The organism is Gordonia sp. ABSL11-1 (assembly GCF_030315685.1).
Lineage (GTDB): Bacteria > Actinomycetota > Actinomycetes > Mycobacteriales > Mycobacteriaceae > Gordonia.
Window position 1 is genome coordinate 160,506 of sequence record NZ_JASXSI010000011.1, and the last position, 16,058, is coordinate 176,563.

Sequence of the window (16,058 nt, forward strand, 5' to 3'; positions counted from 1 at the left end):
AATAATGGTCGGCATGAGTGGTTCAACCGCGTCAGCGAGCGTTCATTCCCCCGGCGCGAAGCGCCCGGGTGGTCGCAGCGCACGGGTGCAGTCGGCCGTGTATGCGGCGGTCGGACAGCTGGTGGGTGCCGGCCAGCGCGACACGATGACGATTCCCGAGGTCGCCGAGGTCGCCGGGGTGAACCCGACGAGCATCTACCGCCGGTGGGGCACTATCGAGCAACTCCTCGGCGAGGTGGCGGTCGCAGCGCTGACACAAGGGGAGTCACTGCCCGACACCGGTGAACTCGCCGACGACCTCGCCGAGTGGTCGCGGATCATCGCTGCCGACATCGGCCGTCCGAAGCGGCGCGCCTATCTGCGCGCCATGGTGTTCGCCCGCAATGACGTCGTCGAGGAATGTCCGTGCTGGGAGATCCGCCGGGAGCAGGCCGAGGAGATGGTCGGTCGGGCCGCCGACCGTGGGCGGGATGCGCCGACCGTCCGACAGATCCTCGATCACGTCATCGCGCCGCTCTATCACCATGCGGTCTTCGGGCTCGCCCTCGACGACACCTATGCCCACGCCCTGGTCTCCGATGTCATGCGCATGACCGATCGGAGCAGTCGAGCAGGCTAACCTCGGCGCATGAAGTACGTCCATGCGTTCGGTGACGACGTCCTCGGTGACCTCGACGGGGTGGGGATCGCGGCCGCGATCCGCGCCGGTGAGTTCTCCGCGACCGAGGCGGTGCAGGCCGCGATCGCACGGATCGACGCCGTCAACCCGCAGGTGAATGCGGTCGCCGTCGACGACCGGGAACGAGCGCGCAGCCGCGCGGCCGACGCCGACTTCGGTGCGGGGTCCTTCGCCGGCGTGCCGTCGATCATCAAGAACAACACGCTGTTCGAGGGTCTGCCGGTGGGCAACGGGTCGGCCGCGATGCCGGATCTGCCCGCGAAGGGCAACGAGCCGTTCACCGAGCAGTTCCTCTCCACCGGCGTCAACATCGTCGGCGCGTCCACCCTGCCCGCGTTCGGGCTGACCGCGACCACCGAGTTCGTCGACCGCGATCCGACGCGCAACCCGTGGGACACCGACTACTCCTCTGGTGCGTCGTCGGGAGGTTCCGCGGCGCTCGTGGCCGCCGGTGCCCTGGCTGTCGCCCACGGGAACGACGGCGGCGGCTCGATCCGGATCCCGGCGGCCGCGTGTGGGCTGGTCGGTCTCAAGCCCACGCGCGGACGTGTCGCTCCGTCGCCCACCGGTCAGGTCCTGCCGGTCGACATCATCTCCAACGGAGTTCTCAGTCGAACCGTCCGTGACACAGCGCATTTCATCTCCGACGCGGAGACGTTCCGCGCCCCGGAGGGTCTGCCGCGCGTCGGCCTCGTCGAGGGGCCGGGGAAGCGCCGCCTCCGCATCGGCCTCGTCGACACGACCGTCACCGGTCAGCCGATCGACGCCGAGACGTCGGCGGCCCTCGCGTCGGTCGCGGATCTGCTCACCGAGCTCGGCCATGACGTCGAGAGGATCCCGATCCCGCTCGACGAGGCGTTCGTCCGGCAGTTCGTCGACTACTGGTCGATGTTGGCGTGCTCGATGCATCGCCTCGGGTGGGTGCTGGTGGGCAAGGACTTCGACCGTGATGCCCTCGATCCGTTCACCATCGGGTTGTCGCGCCGCTACCTGCGGACGTTCTGGCGCACCCCGTCGACGATCATCGGACTGAAGCGTTCGACGGCGAGGTTCCGCACCGTGTTCGACGGCCACGACCTCGTGCTCACCCCGACCCTGGCGCACACGACCCCCAAGATCGGATACCTCGATCCCGGAGGGGATTTCGACGAGATCTTCGAGCGACTCGTCCACTATGTGGCGTTCACGCCGGCCAACAACGCGACGGGCACACCGGCGATCAGCCTGCCACTCGCCCGCACCTTTGACGGCCTGCCCCTCGGGCTCCACTTCTCGGCCGACCTCGGCCGCGAACGCACCCTGCTGGAGTTGGCATTCGAGCTGGAGGCCGCACGGCCGTTCGCGCGCATCCAGGATCAGGTGGTTCGGGAGCGCTGACGCGACAGAGGTTGCCCTTTGGTCCGGGATCCGGACCAAAGGGCAACCTGTCTGACGGCGCCGCGCGCAGCTCTAGTGCGACACAGCCTTTTCCGCACCTACACCGGTGAGGGAGCGGACCTCCATCTCGGCGTTGCGCTCCGGGGTCCCGTTGTCCCGCGGCGACGTCAGCGTGCCGACGATGCCGAGGATGAAGCCGATCGGGATGGACACGATGCCGGGATTGGCCAGCGGGAACCACGCGAAGTCGGCGCCGGGGATCATCGCGGTCTCCGAGCCGGACACGGCGGGGGAGAAGATGATCAGCACGATCGTCGAGATCAGGCCACCGTAGATGCTCCACAGTGCACCGCGGGTGTTGAACCGCTTCCAGTACAGCGAATACACGATGGTCGGCAGGTTGGCCGCCGCGGCGATCGCGAACGCCAGCGCCACCAGGAAGGCGATGTTCTGACCGTTCGCGAGGATGCCGAGGATGATGCCCATGACGCCGAGCACGACGACGGTGTAGCGCGACACCTTGACCTGATCGGCCTCACTTGCCCTGCCGCGCTTGATGACACTGCCATAGATGTCGTGCGCGAACGACGCGGATGCGGTGATGGCGAGCCCGGCGACGACGGCGAGGATGGTCGCGAACGCCACCGCCGATATGACGCCGAGGAGTACCACGCCGCCGAGTTCGAACGCCAGCAGCGGAGCCGCCGAGTTCTGCTTGCCGGCCGCCGCCATGATCTTGTCGGGTCCGACGAGGGCCGCGGCGCCGTAGCCGAGGACCAGGGTGAACAGGTAAAAGGCGCCGATCAGCGCGATCGCCCAGACCACCGACTTCCGGGCCTCTTTCGCCGTCGGGACGGTGTAGAAGCGCATCAGCACGTGCGGCAGACCGGCGGTGCCGAGGACCAGTGCGATGGCCAGCGAGACGAAGTTGATCTGCGATTCCAGCGACCCACCGTACTGTGCCCCGGGCGCGAGAACGTCACGAGCGGCGATCTTCTCGTCGGTCGAGCCGGAGATCGCGTCCTGCGCAGAACCGAGGATGCTCGACAGGTTCATGCCGAACTTGGCCAGCACGATGACGGTCATGATCGCCGCGCCCGCGATGAGCAGCACGGCCTTGATGATCTGCACCCAGGTGGTGCCCTTCATGCCGCCGATGAGGACGTAGGCGATCATCAACGCGCCGACGACGGCGATCACGATCGACTGTCCGACACGGCCTTCGATGTCGAGCAGGAGTGCGACGAGTCCACCCGCGCCGGCCATCTGCGCCAGCAGGTAGAACAGCGACACCGCGAGGGTGGAGATGGCGGCGGCCAGACGCACCGGTCGTTGCCGCAACCGGAAGCTGAGCACGTCGGCCATGGTGAACTTGCCGGTGTTACGCAGCAGCTCGGCGACGAGCAGCAGCGCGACCAGCCAGGCGACCAGGAATCCGATCGAGTAGAGGAAGCCGTCGTAGCCGTAGACGGCGATCGCGCCCGCGATGCCGAGGAAGCTGGCCGCGGACAGGTAATCGCCGGCGATCGCGATGCCGTTCTGCGGTCCGGAGAAGCCGCGACCGCCGGTGAAGAAGTCGGCGGCGGACTTGTTGTTCTTGCTGGCCCTGATCACCACGTACATCGTGACCGCGACGAACGCCGCGAAGATGGCGATGTTGGCCGCCGGATTGCCGACCGCGGCGGCGAGGACGTAGGAGTGGTCGGTGGTCTGCTGGAAGGACATGGTCACGCCTCCCCTTCCATCTCTTCACGGATCTTCGATGCGCGCGGATCGAGCTCACGGTTGGCGAACCGGACGTAGAGGCCGGTGATGACGAATGTGGAGACGAACTGCAGCAGGCCGAGGATCAGGCCGACGTTGATGTTCCCCCAGACCTCGGTGGCCATGAAGTCGTGCGCGAATGCGCCGAGCAACACGTAGAGCGCGTACCAGAGCAGGAAGAACGCGGTCATCGGGAAGACGAACTTGCGCAGCGTCCGCCGGAGGTCCTGGAACTCCGGGCTCGCCTGCACCTCGAGAAACTGCTCACCCGTCGGCGGGTGCGGCGCCGAGCCGGGCGGTTGTTCGATCGTGGACACGACTACCTCCATCAATGATGTGATGCCTCTTTGGCGCTGAGCGTATTGAGGTGCACGTCACAGGAGAATGTGGTGGCGCAGGTCACACGCCGAAGCCGGTCGACTGTGCGCCGGGCGGTCGGTCGTGGCCGACGAACGGTCACCCGGTGAACGCCTCAGTCGCTGGGCAGCCGCTCGATGCCCATGCCGAGCCGCTCCGGCACATGCATCCGCGCGAACGTCCGCGACAAGTCGCCGGGTAGGCGTCCGCGGGTGGCCAGGCTGACCAGGATCATCGTGGCGAACGCCAACGGCACGGTGACCGCCGCCGGGTAACCGATGATCACCGCAGGCCACCCGCCCAATGCGTCGTTGTCGACGACGCCGGCGATCGCGAGGCTCGTCGCCACCCCCGACGACAGGCCGCCGACGAGCAATCCGGCGACCGCACCCGGCGCCGTCAGCCCCCGCCACCAGATGCCCAGCACCAGCAGTGGACACAAGGTGGATGCGGCCACGGCGAACACCAGTCCGACCGTCCTCGACAACTCGAGCGAGGTCGCGGCCAACGACAACCCGATCGGGATGAGACCGCCGATGACCGCGGCGAGGCGGAAATCGCGCACCCGCCCGCGCAGCACATCCGTCGACAACGCTCCCGCGACACTGACGAGCAGGCCCGACGACGTCGCCAGGAACGCCGCGATCGCACCGGCCGCGACCAGAGCTGCCAGGATCTGGCCGGGAATCCCACCGACGGCGGCGCTGGGCAGCAGCAGCACCGCGGCGTCCGAGGTCCCGGTGATGAGCAGCTGCGGGACGTAGAGGCGGGCGAAGACGCCGAGGACCGTGGGGAACAGGTAGAACAACGACAGCAGCGCGATGACGGCGAGGGCGGTCCGCCGTGCCGAACGTCCGTCGGGGTTGGTGTAGAAGCGCACCAGCACATGCGGTAGTCCCATGGTGCCAAGGAAGGTCGCGACGATCAGCGACAGCACCTCGAACAGGGGGTGGCGCCCGCCGAGACCACCGCCGGAGGCGATCCAGTCCGAACCCGTCGTCGGTGCACCCTCGACGACCGGGGTCGCCGCGCCGGCGTCGAGGTGCACGATCGTGCCGGCACCCAGGACGTGGGGGCCGGTCGACGGGATCGGCGCGCCGTCGACGGTGCGTCCGTCGAGGACCCCGGTCACGGTCAGTCCAGTCGTCTCGACGACGGTGACGGTGACGTCGGTGGTGATGTCGACGGTCGTCGCGGCGTCGACGCGGGGCGGTGCCGGCTCGCCGAGAGCCGAACGGTCGGTGGCGAACACGCCCAGCAACACCAGGGCGGGGATCGCGATCGCAGTCAGTTTCAGCCAGTACTGAAACGCCTGGACGAACGTGATCGACCGCATGCCGCCGCCGACGACGTTCACGATGACGATGGCCCCGACCGCGACGACCCCGATCCAGACCGGGGCGCCGAGCAGGATGTGCAGGGTCAGGCCGGCGCCCTGGAACTGCGGGATGAGATACAGCACGCACACGACGACGACCACCGTCATCGCCGCGAGCCGGGCGGTCGGTGAGTTGAGTCGGAACTCGGCGAAGTCGGGCACGGTGTATGCCCCGGACCGGCGCAGCGGGGCGGCGACGAACAGCAGCAACCCGAGGTAGCCGGCGGTGAACCCGACCGGGTACCAGAGCGCGTCTGCGCCGTACTTCGCTACCAGGCCGGCGACGCCGAGAAAGGAAGCCGCGGAGAGGTATTCGCCGGAGATGGCGGCCGCATTCCAGCGCGATCCGACGCTGCGCGACGCCACGAGGAAGTCCGACGTCGTGCGGGACAGCCGGCCGCCGTAGGCGCCGACGGCGACCGTCGCGATGGCCGCCAGTGCCAGTGCCGCCGCGGTGAGTGCGTCGACGCCGGTCGTCACCGGCGTGCCCGCCTCACGGTGTGTCCCCGCCGTGTGTGCCCCGCTCCGGTGGCTCGGTGTCGTCGTCGACGACGCCGAGGAAGTCACGTTCGGCCTGCTCGGCGAACCGGACGTAGAGTCGCCCGGTCACGTACAGCAGCGGGTAGAGGGCCAGTGCGAGGACGAGCCAGTTCAACCGGAGGCCGAGCACGCTCACGGTGGTGAGCCACGGGAAGATGGTCCCGACGACGGGGATCGCGACGATGATCGCGACCACCGTCGCAGCGAGTCGCAGGGCGAGGCCGAGTTGGGCCCGCATCAGCCCTCGGACCAGCGCATCGCCGACCTCGGTCTGCTCCTGCACCTCGACGCGGGTGCGCACCGTCCGCGCACCCTGCCGTCGGGAGAGGACGACCCGTTCCCGTTGCGGCTGTTGCCCTGTCACCGCTGTTGCCCTGTCACCGCTGTTGCCCTGTCACCGTTGGGACGCGTCTTCCGTGGTGGCCTTCAGCTCACGCATCGGGTCGCGGACGAGACGGTCCTTCAGTTCGCGCAGCTGGCGTCGGCTGACGGGGAGTTCGACGGTCTCGGAGGCACCGTTGGCGCGAACGCAGACGAGGGTCGACGACCCGCTCGTCCGCAGTCCGGTCACCATCGGCAGGGCCACCAGATAGGACCGGTGGACACGGTGGAATCCGTGATCCTGCCACCGGGCGGCCAGCGTGGACAACGGGATCCGCACCAGATGTGACCCGGTCGCCGAGTGCAGGCGGGCGTAGTCACCGACCGCCTCGACCCACGAGATGCTGTCGCGCCGGACGAGGGAGGTGACCCCCGACAGCTCGACCGGGATGACCTCGTCGCCACCACCGGCCGGCCGCTGCGCTGTCATCTCCGGGGGCCGCGGAGAACCCTCGCCGGCGGCGATGACCCGCGAGATCGCCTGAGCGAGGCGCTCTTCGCGCAGCGGCTTCAACAGATAGTCGACCGCACCCACCTCGAACGCGTCGACCGCCTTGCCCTCGTGCGCGGTCACGAACACCACGGCGGGTGGCTCGGCGTAGCGCGTGAGGACGCCGGCGAGTTCGAGCCCGGACAGTCCGGGCATGTTGATGTCGAGGAAGATCGCGTCGATCCGGCGCTCGTTCAGTTCCCGCAGCGCATTGGTGGCGTCGCCGGCGGTGTGCACCTCGGCGACGTCGGCCTGCCTGTCCAGGAGATAGGCGAGTTCGTCGAGAGCGGGGGGTTCGTCGTCGACGGCGAGGACCACCAGCGCCATCCGCCCTCCTCCTCCTGCCATCTCGTGCGACCGCTCAGGCGCGGATACCGGCGCGGAACTTGGGTACCCGCATACCGACACGGGTGCCCGCGTCGACGCCCGTATCGACCACTAGACCGTAATCGTTGCCGAATGCCGCGCGCAGCCGATGGTCCACATTCGTGAGGCCCACGTGGGCGCCGTCGGACTCGCTGCCGGTGCCGTTGTCACCGGGCGTGAGGGCGTCGATGTCGCCGGAGCGCAGCAGCTCCGGGTCCATGCCCACGCCGTCGTCCTCGACGGTGATCACGCAGTCGGTGCCCTCATCGCGGGCGATGACGGTGATCGTCCCGCCGCCCTTGCCGGCGAGACCGTGGCGGACCGCGTTCTCGACCAGCGGTTGCAGCGCCAGGAACGGCACGACGACGTTGAGCACTTCCGGCGCGACCTGCAACCGGACGTTCAGGGCGGGACCGAACCGGGCGCGTTCGAGGGTCAGATAGCGATCGATGTTACGGAGCTCGTCGGCGAGCACGGTGTATTCGCCTGCGGCGCGGAACGAATAGCGGGTGAAGTCGGCGAAGTCGAGGATCAGTTCGCGCGCTCGGTCGGGATCGGTCCGCACGAACGAGGCGATCGTGTTGAGCGCGTTGTAGATGAAGTGCGGGCTGATCTGCGCGCGTAGCGCCAGGACCTCGGCACGGTCGAGACGGGCCCGGGACGCCTCGAGATCGGCCAGCTCGATCTGACTCGACACGTAGCGCGCCACCTCACCGACCGCTCCCAACATGCCTGGGCCGGGTCGGTGCGTGGTCGCGACGACGAGGACGCCGACACTCGTGTCGTCGGCGACCAGGGGCTGGGCGATCAGGGTGCGCACTGGCGATTCCGGGCCGCACGGGTCGTTGACGAGGACTCGTCGCTGAGCGGATTCGGCGGTGGCCGCGGCGTCGGCGGAGGCGGTGGTGAGCGCCGCGTCCCACAGGGTCGCAGGGGTCGTGTCGTCGGCGGGTTCGTTCGCCAGGAGCACCCCTGCGGAGTCGTACAGCGCGAGTGCCTCGGCCCTCGTCAGCGCGCGAAGGTGGGGGAGTGCGTCGCGCGCGGAGCCGGCCGAGAGGCCCGACCGAAGCGACCGGGCGGCCTGCGACGCCGTCTGCAGGGCGAAGTGCACGGCCCGCTCGGTGGGCGTGGTGACGACCCGACGTGTCCGGATCAGTACCACAGTGGCGACGACGACGAGGACGCCCACCACCACCAGCGCGACCGCCAACTGACCGGACATGTATTCCACGATCCCATGCTCACGGAGGGTCCGACCGGTTCGGGATCATTCCGACAACCAGGTCGATGAGTTGATGCCGGTCGGCGTTCCACTTCTCGCGCGGCAGGTGCCCGGTGAGGTCGAGGTCGGTCGCGCCGTGGGCGGCCGCCATCAACACACCGGCGTAGGGGCGGGCGTGCTCGTCGCCGGCGAGTCTGCCGACGAGTTCCAGGAACATGTCCTGGGCGCGTCCGGCCGCCTCGGCGACGGATGCCGAATCGTCGGCCTTCTGCGCGAACATCAGCCGGTACAGGTGTGGCCGGCTGTGGCCGAGGTCGGACAACGCGCCGAGAGCCGTACGAAGGGCCCGTTCCGGTGACAGCGAATCATCGCCGGTGATGGCGTCGAGGCCGACCGCGACGGCGGCCCAGGCGTCGGTCGCCACCGCGGTCAACAGGGCGTCCTTGTCGACGAAATGGCGATATGCGGCTGACCGCGAGACTCCTGCGCCTGCGCCGACCTCCCGCAGGGTGACGGCCTCGGGACCCCCGTGGTCGAGGAGGACGACGGCCGACTCGAGCAACGCCTGCCGCGTCTGCGCGGCACTCTCCGCTCGGGTCACCATCCCGACAACCTATCAGTTGACATTGTCCACTCGAATGGGTTGACTGAGTTGACGACGTCAACTCAACTAGGAGGGGCCATGCACACCATCGTGATGACCGGCGCGACCGGAGGTATCGGACGCGCCGCCGCACACGAGATGCTCCGTGCGGACCCGGATCTGCACCTCGTGGTGATGTCGCGCCCAGGTGTGCCCGGAACTGATGCCCCGCAGCTGGATTCGGGGATCGGACGATCCACGCCGATCGCCACCGATCTCGCGGACATCGACAGTATTCAGGCCGCGGTCCACGAGGTCACCCGTCAACTCGACGACGGCTCGCTCCCGCCGCTGGTGGGCATCGTCGGCAACGCCGGACTGCAGTTCGTCGACGCCCTGCACGAGACAGTCGACGGGCTCGAGAGCACGTTCGCGGTGAATGTCGTCGCGAATCATCTGCTCCTCAGGGGTCTGCTCGACCGCCTGTCATCACCCGCCCGAATCGTGATCACGGTGAGCGACACCCACTTCGGCGATCTCCGGCACAACCTCGGCATGGTGCCCGCCCCACGCTGGTCGTCACCATCGGTGCTGTCCCGTCCGCGTGCGTTCGACGAGCCCGGCACCGTGCGCGCCGGACGGCGTGCCTACTCGACCAGCAAACTGGCCGCCATCCACCTCGTTCACGAATGGGCGCGTCGGTTGCCCGAGGGGGTCGACATCGTCGCCTACAACCCGTCGTTCGTCCCGGGAACCGGTCTGGTCAGAGCGGCCGGATTGCGCGATCGACTCGTGGGCCGCTGGCTGCTCCCGGCGGTCGCCATCTCACCGACGATCGATCGGATACCCACGGCCGGCAAGAAATTGGCCGATGTGGTGCTCGGACACACGCGGACGGCGTCCGGGTCCTACGTCGACCGCACCCGTGTGGTGGCGTCGTCGGACGAATCCTATGACCCCGACCGTGAGCGGGAACTGTGGGACTTCCTGGAGGGTCTCGCGGGATTGCGAACCACCGCATCTCAGTAGGCGGCCCACTCCGACTGCGCGTACCGCAGGATGCGTGGGTCCATGAGGGTCGACGGCGGCAGATCGAGCGGGGTCCGATCGGCCGGGAACACCGCGGCCGCTGCCAGCTCGCCGTCGTTCAGAAATCGCATCGGGTGTGGAAGATCCAGCCGCAGTTGCGGTCTCGTGGTTTCCTCCGACGCGCTCCCGGAGGCGAGAAAGTAGCCCCAATCGCCGAACGACGGAACGTCGACGTGGTACGGCACGGTCTGCAGCCTCGCGGCTGCCAGCGTCGATCCGATGCACCAGAACGACTTCGGTGCGAAGTAGGGCGACCCGGCCTGCACCACCATCCGCCCACCGGGGGCCAGGTGTGCGGCCACCAGCGAATAGAACTCCGTGGAATACAGCTTCGCCGTGGCGGATTCGTCCGGGTCTGGCATGTCGACGATGATCGCGTCGAAGGTGTCCCGGTTCTCCCGCAGCCAGGAGAAGGCGTCGGCGGCCACGACCGTGCTCCGCGGATCCGACATCGATCTTCCGTTGAGGCGGGTCAGCCGGGCGTCCTCACGGGCGAGTCGGATCATTTCCGGGTCCAGCTCGACCAGCGTCGCCGATTCCACGTCCGGGTAGGTGAGCGCCTCACGCAACGCCAGCCCGTCGCCGCCCCCGAGGATCAACACGCGCTCCCGATCTCCGGACATCACCGGGTGCACCAACGATTCGTGATAGCGGTACTCGTCGATCGACGAGAACTGCAGATCCCCGTTCAGGAACAGCCGGGTGTCCGGTCCGAGCGGCGTGCGACGTTCGGTGATCACGATGTCCTGGTAGGGCGTCCGTTCGGCCGCCACGATCGGGTCGCGGAACAGGGCCTGGCGTGCGGTGACCTCGAATCGGCCGGCCAGGATCAACCCTGCGACGAGCACCCCGACGACCGCGACCGCGCACACGCCGAGCGTCGCCAGCCGCGCGCGGCTCAGGTCATGGCGGAACACCACGAAGACCAGGAAGCACCCGGCGGCCGCGTTGACGAGCCCCACGATCAGGGCGCCCTCGAGCTGACCGAACAACGGCAGCAACAGGAACGGGAAGCAGAGACCACCCACGAGTGCGCCGATGTAGTCGACCGCGAACATGTCGGCGACCGCGGTCCCCGCATCCTGACGGCGGATACGCTGCAACAGCACCATCAGCAACGGGATCTCGGCACCGATGAGCAGACCGAGTACGAACGCCACGACGACGAGACCCGGCGTGTAGAGCGACAGGTACGCGAACGCGGCGTACAAGCCCATCACCGACAACCCGCCGACGAGCGCGAGCAACAACTCGATCGCCGCGAACGCGGTGACCGCCTGTGCCTGCAGTGGTTTGGCCGCCAACGATCCGATGCCCATGGCGAACACCATCACGGCCAGCACGATCGACGCCTGCGTCGCCGTGTTGCCGATCAGGAACGAGCCCAGTGACACCAACGCCAGCTCGTAGACGAGACCACAGGCGGCGCAGACGAACACGACCGCGAGCAAGGCGGCGCGGGACAGTCGTGACCGGGATTCGGGCGCCTCGTCCGGTCGGAGAGCTGCTGCGGTGTCGGGTCGGCTCACCATGACGGGCGCGGGGGAGGCGACGGCCGCCGGATCACAGGATCGCGGCGGCGACGATCAACGAGACACCGACGTGCGCGACCGACTGGACCCACACCGCCGGATGGGGTTCCGGATGCAACATCAGTTCTCCCAGCCGACCGGGAGTCGCCACATCGATGAGCGCGAACGTCACCGCCATCACCGCGATGCCGATGATCGTGTAGACCGCCGTGTAGGTCAGTCCCTCGACGAGGCGACCGTCGCTGGCGACGATGGCGGCCGTCACGATGATCGCGATCCCCGCCAGGTTCGACGCGACCAGGATGCCGGCGTTGCGATTGCGGTCCGCCCACAGGTGCTGGCGCAGCTTTCCCGGTGTGAGCAGGTCGAGGACGAGGAAGGAGATTGCCATCAGGACGACCCCCGCGAGGCTGTATGCGCCTGCTGCGTAAGCATTCTCGAATATGTCTCGGATCACAGTGTCTCTCCCGTGTGAGTGGTTCCTGTGTAGGTGATGCCCGTGTGAACTGGTGACGGGGACCGACTACTTTCCACCGCCACCGCTGCCCCCTCCGCGGTAGCTGCTGCCCGATCCGCCGTAACCCGGTGTCGGCACCCAGAATCCGCCGACGTACGGGTGATAGTGCCGGTAGCCGGACTCGTAATCGCGGCTGAGCATCACCTTGGTGGCGCCGGCCGCCAGCGGGAACAGTCCGATCAGATAGTCCGGGTACTGCAGGAAATGGCTGCCGGCGACGTTGGCGCTGCTCGAGGTGTCGCCGTCGCGTTGATCGGTGGGGCGCTCGACGTCGCTCAGTTGCGCAGCGACGTCTGACGGCGATCCCTGGGCGACATAGGCGTCGACGTCACCCTCGTCGCTGCCGGTGTCGCGCTGATAGTGCGACGTGATGTAGTTCCGTGCGCTGCTGCCGTCGCCGGACATGCCGCGGAACGCCTTCACCGAGCAGGAGCCGACGATGGCGAGCAGGGCGACGACCGCGATGACGCCGATGATGATGTTGCGGGTGCGGTGCAGTCCGCGACGGGGATCGGGACGCTGCGGATCGTTGCCGAAGCCGGCCGGTGGGCCGTAACCGCCCGGTGGGGGAGGTGGGGGTGGCGGGGGCGGCTGGGTCATGCGTCGGCCTCCGCACGACGCCGGATCACCGACGAGGTGATCACGAGCTCCGCGGTCTGCGGGTAGGTGTGCCAGGTGTCCCACGAGATGACGTCGTCGTCGGCGGTGGCCAGAACGGCGGTCATCGCGAGCGGTCGCCCGGGAAAGTGGCCGAGCACCGCGGGCTTCCCGGCGGCGAGATGCCGATCGCCACGGGCGGTGACGTCGGCGACGACGCCGGCCATCTCGTCGAGACGACAGGTGCCGACGGAGGAGGTGAACAGGTAGGGCCCGTCGGCGACCGACGACGGCAGCGGGTCGTCGGCGCCGGGCAGACAGGCGACGGTCTCACACCAGCGGGCGCGGTCCGCGGGCGCGGTGCCCTCGGGACCGAGCTCGACGACGACCTGGTGACTCGCCCCCAACAGCCGCAGGGACACGGTGAGCCCGTCGCGGCGGTGATCGCACCGGGCGAGGGGTTCCTGTAGATCCGCGGTCAGTGAGAACGCCAGTTGGCGTGCGCTCGTGTCCGCGTACGGGACCTGCAGGCGCGTCGCGGCGGTCACTGTCCCGGGGTGGGGTCGGTCGGATAGATGCGGTACTCGCTGCGTTCGATGACCTCGCCGCGGGCGCACTCCCATCCGGAACCGAAGTCCTCGAAGGAGAGTCGTTCGTCGCCGGCCTCGTAGTCGTGATAGCGCATCGATGCGCGCGGAGCGAGGCCGGTGGTCCCGGCCGACGTGTAGTCGGCGCCACCGGACTCGTCGGACGAATAGCGTCGGCCGTCGAGCTCGAGTGACTGCGGGCCCGGGGTCAGGGTGACCCCGGGCAGCTCGTGCCACAGGACGACCTCGAGATCGGGGTCGTCCTCGACCGAGATCCACGCCTTGCGGCCGGTCCCGGTGTCGAGGAAGTTCTCGGTCCACACATATCCGCCCTGGGTCAGCCGCAGCGTCCCGCGGACCGCGAACGTCTCACCGCGCAGCTCGACCAGGTCGCCGGGCTCGAGCTGTCGGGGATCGCCACGGACCGCGTCGTCGTCGGCGGTGGAGAACGGATCGCCGGGACGGTACGCGCGATGGCGGAGCGCGTCCTCCTCCGCCTGCCGCAGCTTGCGGTTGCCCAGGAAGTTGAACACGACCACGACCGCGATGATGAGAAGCAGCGCCACGATGACGATCAGCAGGATCTCCACGGGGCGACCCTATCGCCTGAATCGGGCACCGGCCTACTCGTTGGCGGCGTGATGTCGGCACCGTGAATGACGGATGCGTGTTCCGACCCGGACGCGCGGATTCCGGGGCGCGGGGAATGCGTGCGGCGGGCAGCGGTCGTCGGGTCGGTCGGCCGCGGCCCGGGGCACCGCCCGACCTTGCACTCGCCCTGGCCGAGTGCTAAAACGGTGTTTGGCACTCGCGAGCCGTGAGTGCCAGGTCGGGACGGTGAGACCGGTACCGAATGACACACCGGTCGTCCGTCGCGGGCACCGAGTTCCGGCCATCGATACCTGGTGTCACCCCCTATCGGAGGATCACTTACCCATGGCCAAGCAAATCGCGTTCGACGAAGAGGCCCGCCGCGGCCTCGAGCGGGGCCTGAACAGCCTCGCCGACGCAGTCAAGGTCACGTTGGGCCCCAAGGGTCGCAACGTCGTCCTGGAGAAGAAGTGGGGCGCTCCCACGATCACCAACGATGGTGTGTCCATCGCCAAGGAGATCGAGCTGGAGGACCCGTACGAGAAGATCGGTGCCGAGCTCGTCAAGGAGGTCGCCAAGAAGACCGACGACGTCGCGGGCGACGGCACCACCACCGCAACCGTCCTGGCCCAGGCTCTCGTCCGCGAGGGTCTGCGCAACGTCGCTGCCGGCGCCAACCCGCTGGGTCTGAAGCGCGGCATCGAGAAGGCCGTCGAGGCCGTCACCGAGGCCCTTCTGAAGAGCGCCAAGGAGGTCGAGACCAAGGAACAGATCGCTGCCACCGCGGGCATCTCGGCCGGCGACCCGTCCATCGGTGAGCTCATCGCCGAGGCGATGGACAAGGTCGGCAAGGAAGGCGTCATCACGGTCGAGGAGGCTCAGACCTTCGGGCTGCAGCTGGAGCTCACCGAGGGCATGCGCTTCGACAAGGGCTACATCTCGGGCTACTTCGTGACCGACGCCGATCGTCAGGAAGCCGTCCTCGAGGATCCGTACATCCTGCTCGTGTCGGGCAAGGTCTCGACCGTCAAGGATCTGCTGCCGCTGCTGGAGAAGGTCATCCAGGCCGGCAAGCCGCTGCTGATCATCGCCGAGGACGTGGAGGGCGAGGCGCTGTCGACCCTGGTCGTCAACAAGATCCGTGGCACCTTCAAGTCCGTCGCCGTCAAGGCTCCGGGCTTCGGTGACCGTCGCAAGGCCATGCTGGCCGACATCGCCATCCTCACCGGTGGCGAGGTCATCAGCGAAGAGGTCGGTCTCTCGCTCGAGAGCGCAGGCGTCGAGCTCCTCGGTACCGCCCGCAAGGTCGTCGTGACCAAGGACGAGACCACCATCGTCGACGGTTCCGGTGACGCCGACGCGATCGCCGGTCGCGTCGCACAGATCCGCAGCGAGATCGAGAACAGCGACTCCGACTACGATCGTGAGAAGCTGCAGGAGCGTCTGGCCAAGCTGGCCGGCGGTGTTGCGGTCATCAAGGCGGGCGCGGCCACCGAGGTCGAGCTCAAGGAGCGCAAGCACCGCATCGAGGACGCCGTCCGCAACGCGAAGGCTGCCGTCGAGGAGGGTATCGTCGCCGGCGGTGGCGTGGCCCTGCTGCAGTCCGAGCCGGCCATCGACGGGCTCTCGCTCGACGGTGACGAGGCCACCGGCGCCAACATCGTGAAGGTGGCGCTCTCGGCCCCGGCCAAGCAGATCGCGATCAACGCGGGCCTCGAGCCCGGTGTCGTCGCCGACAAGATCCTCAACTCGAAGCTGGGCACCGGCCTCAACGCCGCCACCGGCGTCTACGAGGACCTGCTGGAGGCCGGCATCAACGACCCGGTGAAGGTCACCCGTTCGGCGCTGCAGAACGCAGCATCGATCGCGGCTCTGTTCCTCACCACCGAGGCCGTCGTCGCCGACAAGCCGGAGAAGAACCCGGCTCCGGCGATGCCGGGTGGCGACGAGATGGGCGGCATGGGCTTCTGATCTGATCAGAAGCCGAGCTCGCAGTTCACGAGATTTA

General features: G+C 68.3%; 16 protein-coding genes. 4 read left to right on the forward strand and 12 right to left on the reverse strand.

Going from position 1 to position 16,058, the window contains the following annotated elements:
- The first annotated feature begins 13 nt into the window (after window positions 1-13).
- Both QSJ19_RS14150 and QSJ19_RS14155 read left to right on the forward strand, forming a co-directional pair.
- A complete protein-coding gene (locus QSJ19_RS14150; protein ID WP_502876175.1) occupies window positions 14-619 on the forward strand; it encodes a TetR/AcrR family transcriptional regulator in 606 nt (201 codons plus the stop codon).
- A 9-nt stretch (window positions 620-628) separates the two neighbouring features.
- Window positions 629-2,056, forward strand: coding sequence for an amidase (locus QSJ19_RS14155; protein WP_286321275.1), 1,428 nt, complete (start codon window positions 629-631; stop codon window positions 2,054-2,056).
- A 72-nt stretch (window positions 2,057-2,128) separates the two neighbouring features.
- On the opposite strand, the gene QSJ19_RS14160 is transcribed toward QSJ19_RS14155, so the two are convergent.
- From QSJ19_RS14160 to QSJ19_RS14190, 7 genes are all read right to left on the reverse strand, one after another.
- On the reverse strand, window positions 2,129-3,781 hold the full coding sequence (locus QSJ19_RS14160; protein WP_286321305.1) for a monocarboxylic acid transporter: 1,653 nt from the start codon (window positions 3,779-3,781) through the stop codon (window positions 2,129-2,131).
- 2 nt (window positions 3,782-3,783) lie between these two features.
- Window positions 3,784-4,137, reverse strand: a complete 354-nt coding sequence (locus QSJ19_RS14165) for a DUF485 domain-containing protein (RefSeq protein WP_187586425.1) — start codon at window positions 4,135-4,137, stop codon at window positions 3,784-3,786.
- A gap of 155 nt (window positions 4,138-4,292) precedes the next feature.
- On the reverse strand, window positions 4,293-6,035 hold the full coding sequence (locus QSJ19_RS14170; RefSeq protein WP_286321276.1) for a sodium/solute symporter: 1,743 nt from the start codon (window positions 6,033-6,035) through the stop codon (window positions 4,293-4,295).
- A 13-nt stretch (window positions 6,036-6,048) separates the two neighbouring features.
- The gene (locus tag QSJ19_RS14175) at window positions 6,049-6,459 is read right to left on the reverse strand and encodes a hypothetical protein (protein WP_286321277.1); all 411 of its coding nucleotides are present in this window, start codon (window positions 6,457-6,459) and stop codon (window positions 6,049-6,051) included.
- 30 nt (window positions 6,460-6,489) lie between these two features.
- Window positions 6,490-7,293: a LytR/AlgR family response regulator transcription factor gene (locus QSJ19_RS14180; RefSeq protein ID WP_286321280.1), complete on the reverse strand. Its 804-nt coding sequence runs from the start codon at window positions 7,291-7,293 to the stop codon at window positions 6,490-6,492.
- Window positions 7,294-7,327: 34 nt separating this feature from the next.
- Window positions 7,328-8,554, reverse strand: a complete 1,227-nt coding sequence (locus QSJ19_RS14185; RefSeq protein ID WP_286321306.1) for a sensor histidine kinase — start codon at window positions 8,552-8,554, stop codon at window positions 7,328-7,330.
- 19 nt (window positions 8,555-8,573) lie between these two features.
- Complete coding sequence (locus tag QSJ19_RS14190; RefSeq protein WP_286321282.1) at window positions 8,574-9,158, reverse strand: TetR/AcrR family transcriptional regulator; 585 nt, start codon at window positions 9,156-9,158, stop codon at window positions 8,574-8,576.
- 78 nt (window positions 9,159-9,236) lie between these two features.
- On the opposite strand from QSJ19_RS14190, the gene QSJ19_RS14195 reads away from it, so the two are divergent.
- Complete coding sequence (locus QSJ19_RS14195) at window positions 9,237-10,166, forward strand: SDR family NAD(P)-dependent oxidoreductase (protein WP_286321284.1); 930 nt, start codon at window positions 9,237-9,239, stop codon at window positions 10,164-10,166.
- Here QSJ19_RS14195 and QSJ19_RS14200 read toward each other — a convergent pair.
- From QSJ19_RS14200 to QSJ19_RS14220, 5 genes are all read right to left on the reverse strand, one after another.
- Window positions 10,160-11,758 carry a polyamine aminopropyltransferase gene (locus QSJ19_RS14200; protein ID WP_286321285.1) on the reverse strand — a complete coding sequence of 533 codons (1,599 nt, stop codon included), beginning with the start codon at window positions 11,756-11,758 and terminating at the stop codon, window positions 10,160-10,162. The two genes, QSJ19_RS14195 and QSJ19_RS14200, sit on opposite strands and share 7 nt — an antisense overlap.
- Window positions 11,759-11,789: 31 nt before the next feature.
- A complete protein-coding gene (locus QSJ19_RS14205) occupies window positions 11,790-12,215 on the reverse strand; it encodes a DUF350 domain-containing protein (protein ID WP_286321286.1) in 426 nt (141 codons plus the stop codon).
- Window positions 12,216-12,281: 66 nt separating this feature from the next.
- The gene (locus QSJ19_RS14210) at window positions 12,282-12,875 is read right to left on the reverse strand and encodes a DUF4247 domain-containing protein (protein WP_286321287.1); all 594 of its coding nucleotides are present in this window, start codon (window positions 12,873-12,875) and stop codon (window positions 12,282-12,284) included.
- Window positions 12,872-13,420, reverse strand: a complete 549-nt coding sequence (locus QSJ19_RS14215; RefSeq protein WP_286321288.1) for a DUF2617 family protein — start codon at window positions 13,418-13,420, stop codon at window positions 12,872-12,874. The genes QSJ19_RS14210 and QSJ19_RS14215 overlap by 4 nt, the downstream gene beginning before the upstream one ends.
- Window positions 13,417-14,049 carry a DUF4178 domain-containing protein gene (locus QSJ19_RS14220; RefSeq protein WP_286321290.1) on the reverse strand — a complete coding sequence of 211 codons (633 nt, stop codon included), beginning with the start codon at window positions 14,047-14,049 and terminating at the stop codon, window positions 13,417-13,419. Before QSJ19_RS14220 ends, QSJ19_RS14215 begins: the two co-directional genes overlap by 4 nt.
- A gap of 346 nt (window positions 14,050-14,395) precedes the next feature.
- Between QSJ19_RS14220 and groL the strand changes: the two genes are divergently transcribed.
- The gene (groL, locus tag QSJ19_RS14225; protein WP_286321292.1) at window positions 14,396-16,021 is read left to right on the forward strand and encodes a chaperonin GroEL; all 1,626 of its coding nucleotides are present in this window, start codon (window positions 14,396-14,398) and stop codon (window positions 16,019-16,021) included.
- Window positions 16,022-16,058 lie beyond the last annotated feature (37 nt).

Bases quoted from the DNA above. Each gene is read 5' to 3' on its own strand.
- QSJ19_RS14150 (WP_502876175.1), top strand. From the start codon at position 14: ATGAGTGGTTCAACCGCGTCAGCGAGCGTTCATTCCCCCGGCGCGAAG.
- QSJ19_RS14155 (WP_286321275.1), top strand. From the start codon at position 629: ATGAAGTACGTCCATGCGTTCGGTGACGACGTCCTCGGTGACCTCGAC.
- QSJ19_RS14160 (WP_286321305.1), bottom strand. From the start codon at position 3,781: ATGTCCTTCCAGCAGACCACCGACCACTCCTACGTCCTCGCCGCCGCG.
- QSJ19_RS14180 (WP_286321280.1), bottom strand. From the start codon at position 7,293: ATGGCGCTGGTGGTCCTCGCCGTCGACGACGAACCCCCCGCTCTCGAC.
- QSJ19_RS14185 (WP_286321306.1), bottom strand. From the start codon at position 8,554: ATGTCCGGTCAGTTGGCGGTCGCGCTGGTGGTGGTGGGCGTCCTCGTC.
- QSJ19_RS14190 (WP_286321282.1), bottom strand. From the start codon at position 9,158: ATGGTGACCCGAGCGGAGAGTGCCGCGCAGACGCGGCAGGCGTTGCTC.
- QSJ19_RS14195 (WP_286321284.1), top strand. From the start codon at position 9,237: ATGCACACCATCGTGATGACCGGCGCGACCGGAGGTATCGGACGCGCC.
- QSJ19_RS14200 (WP_286321285.1), bottom strand. From the start codon at position 11,758: ATGGTGAGCCGACCCGACACCGCAGCAGCTCTCCGACCGGACGAGGCG.
- QSJ19_RS14210 (WP_286321287.1), bottom strand. From the start codon at position 12,875: ATGACCCAGCCGCCCCCGCCACCCCCACCTCCCCCACCGGGCGGTTAC.
- groL (WP_286321292.1), top strand. From the start codon at position 14,396: ATGGCCAAGCAAATCGCGTTCGACGAAGAGGCCCGCCGCGGCCTCGAG.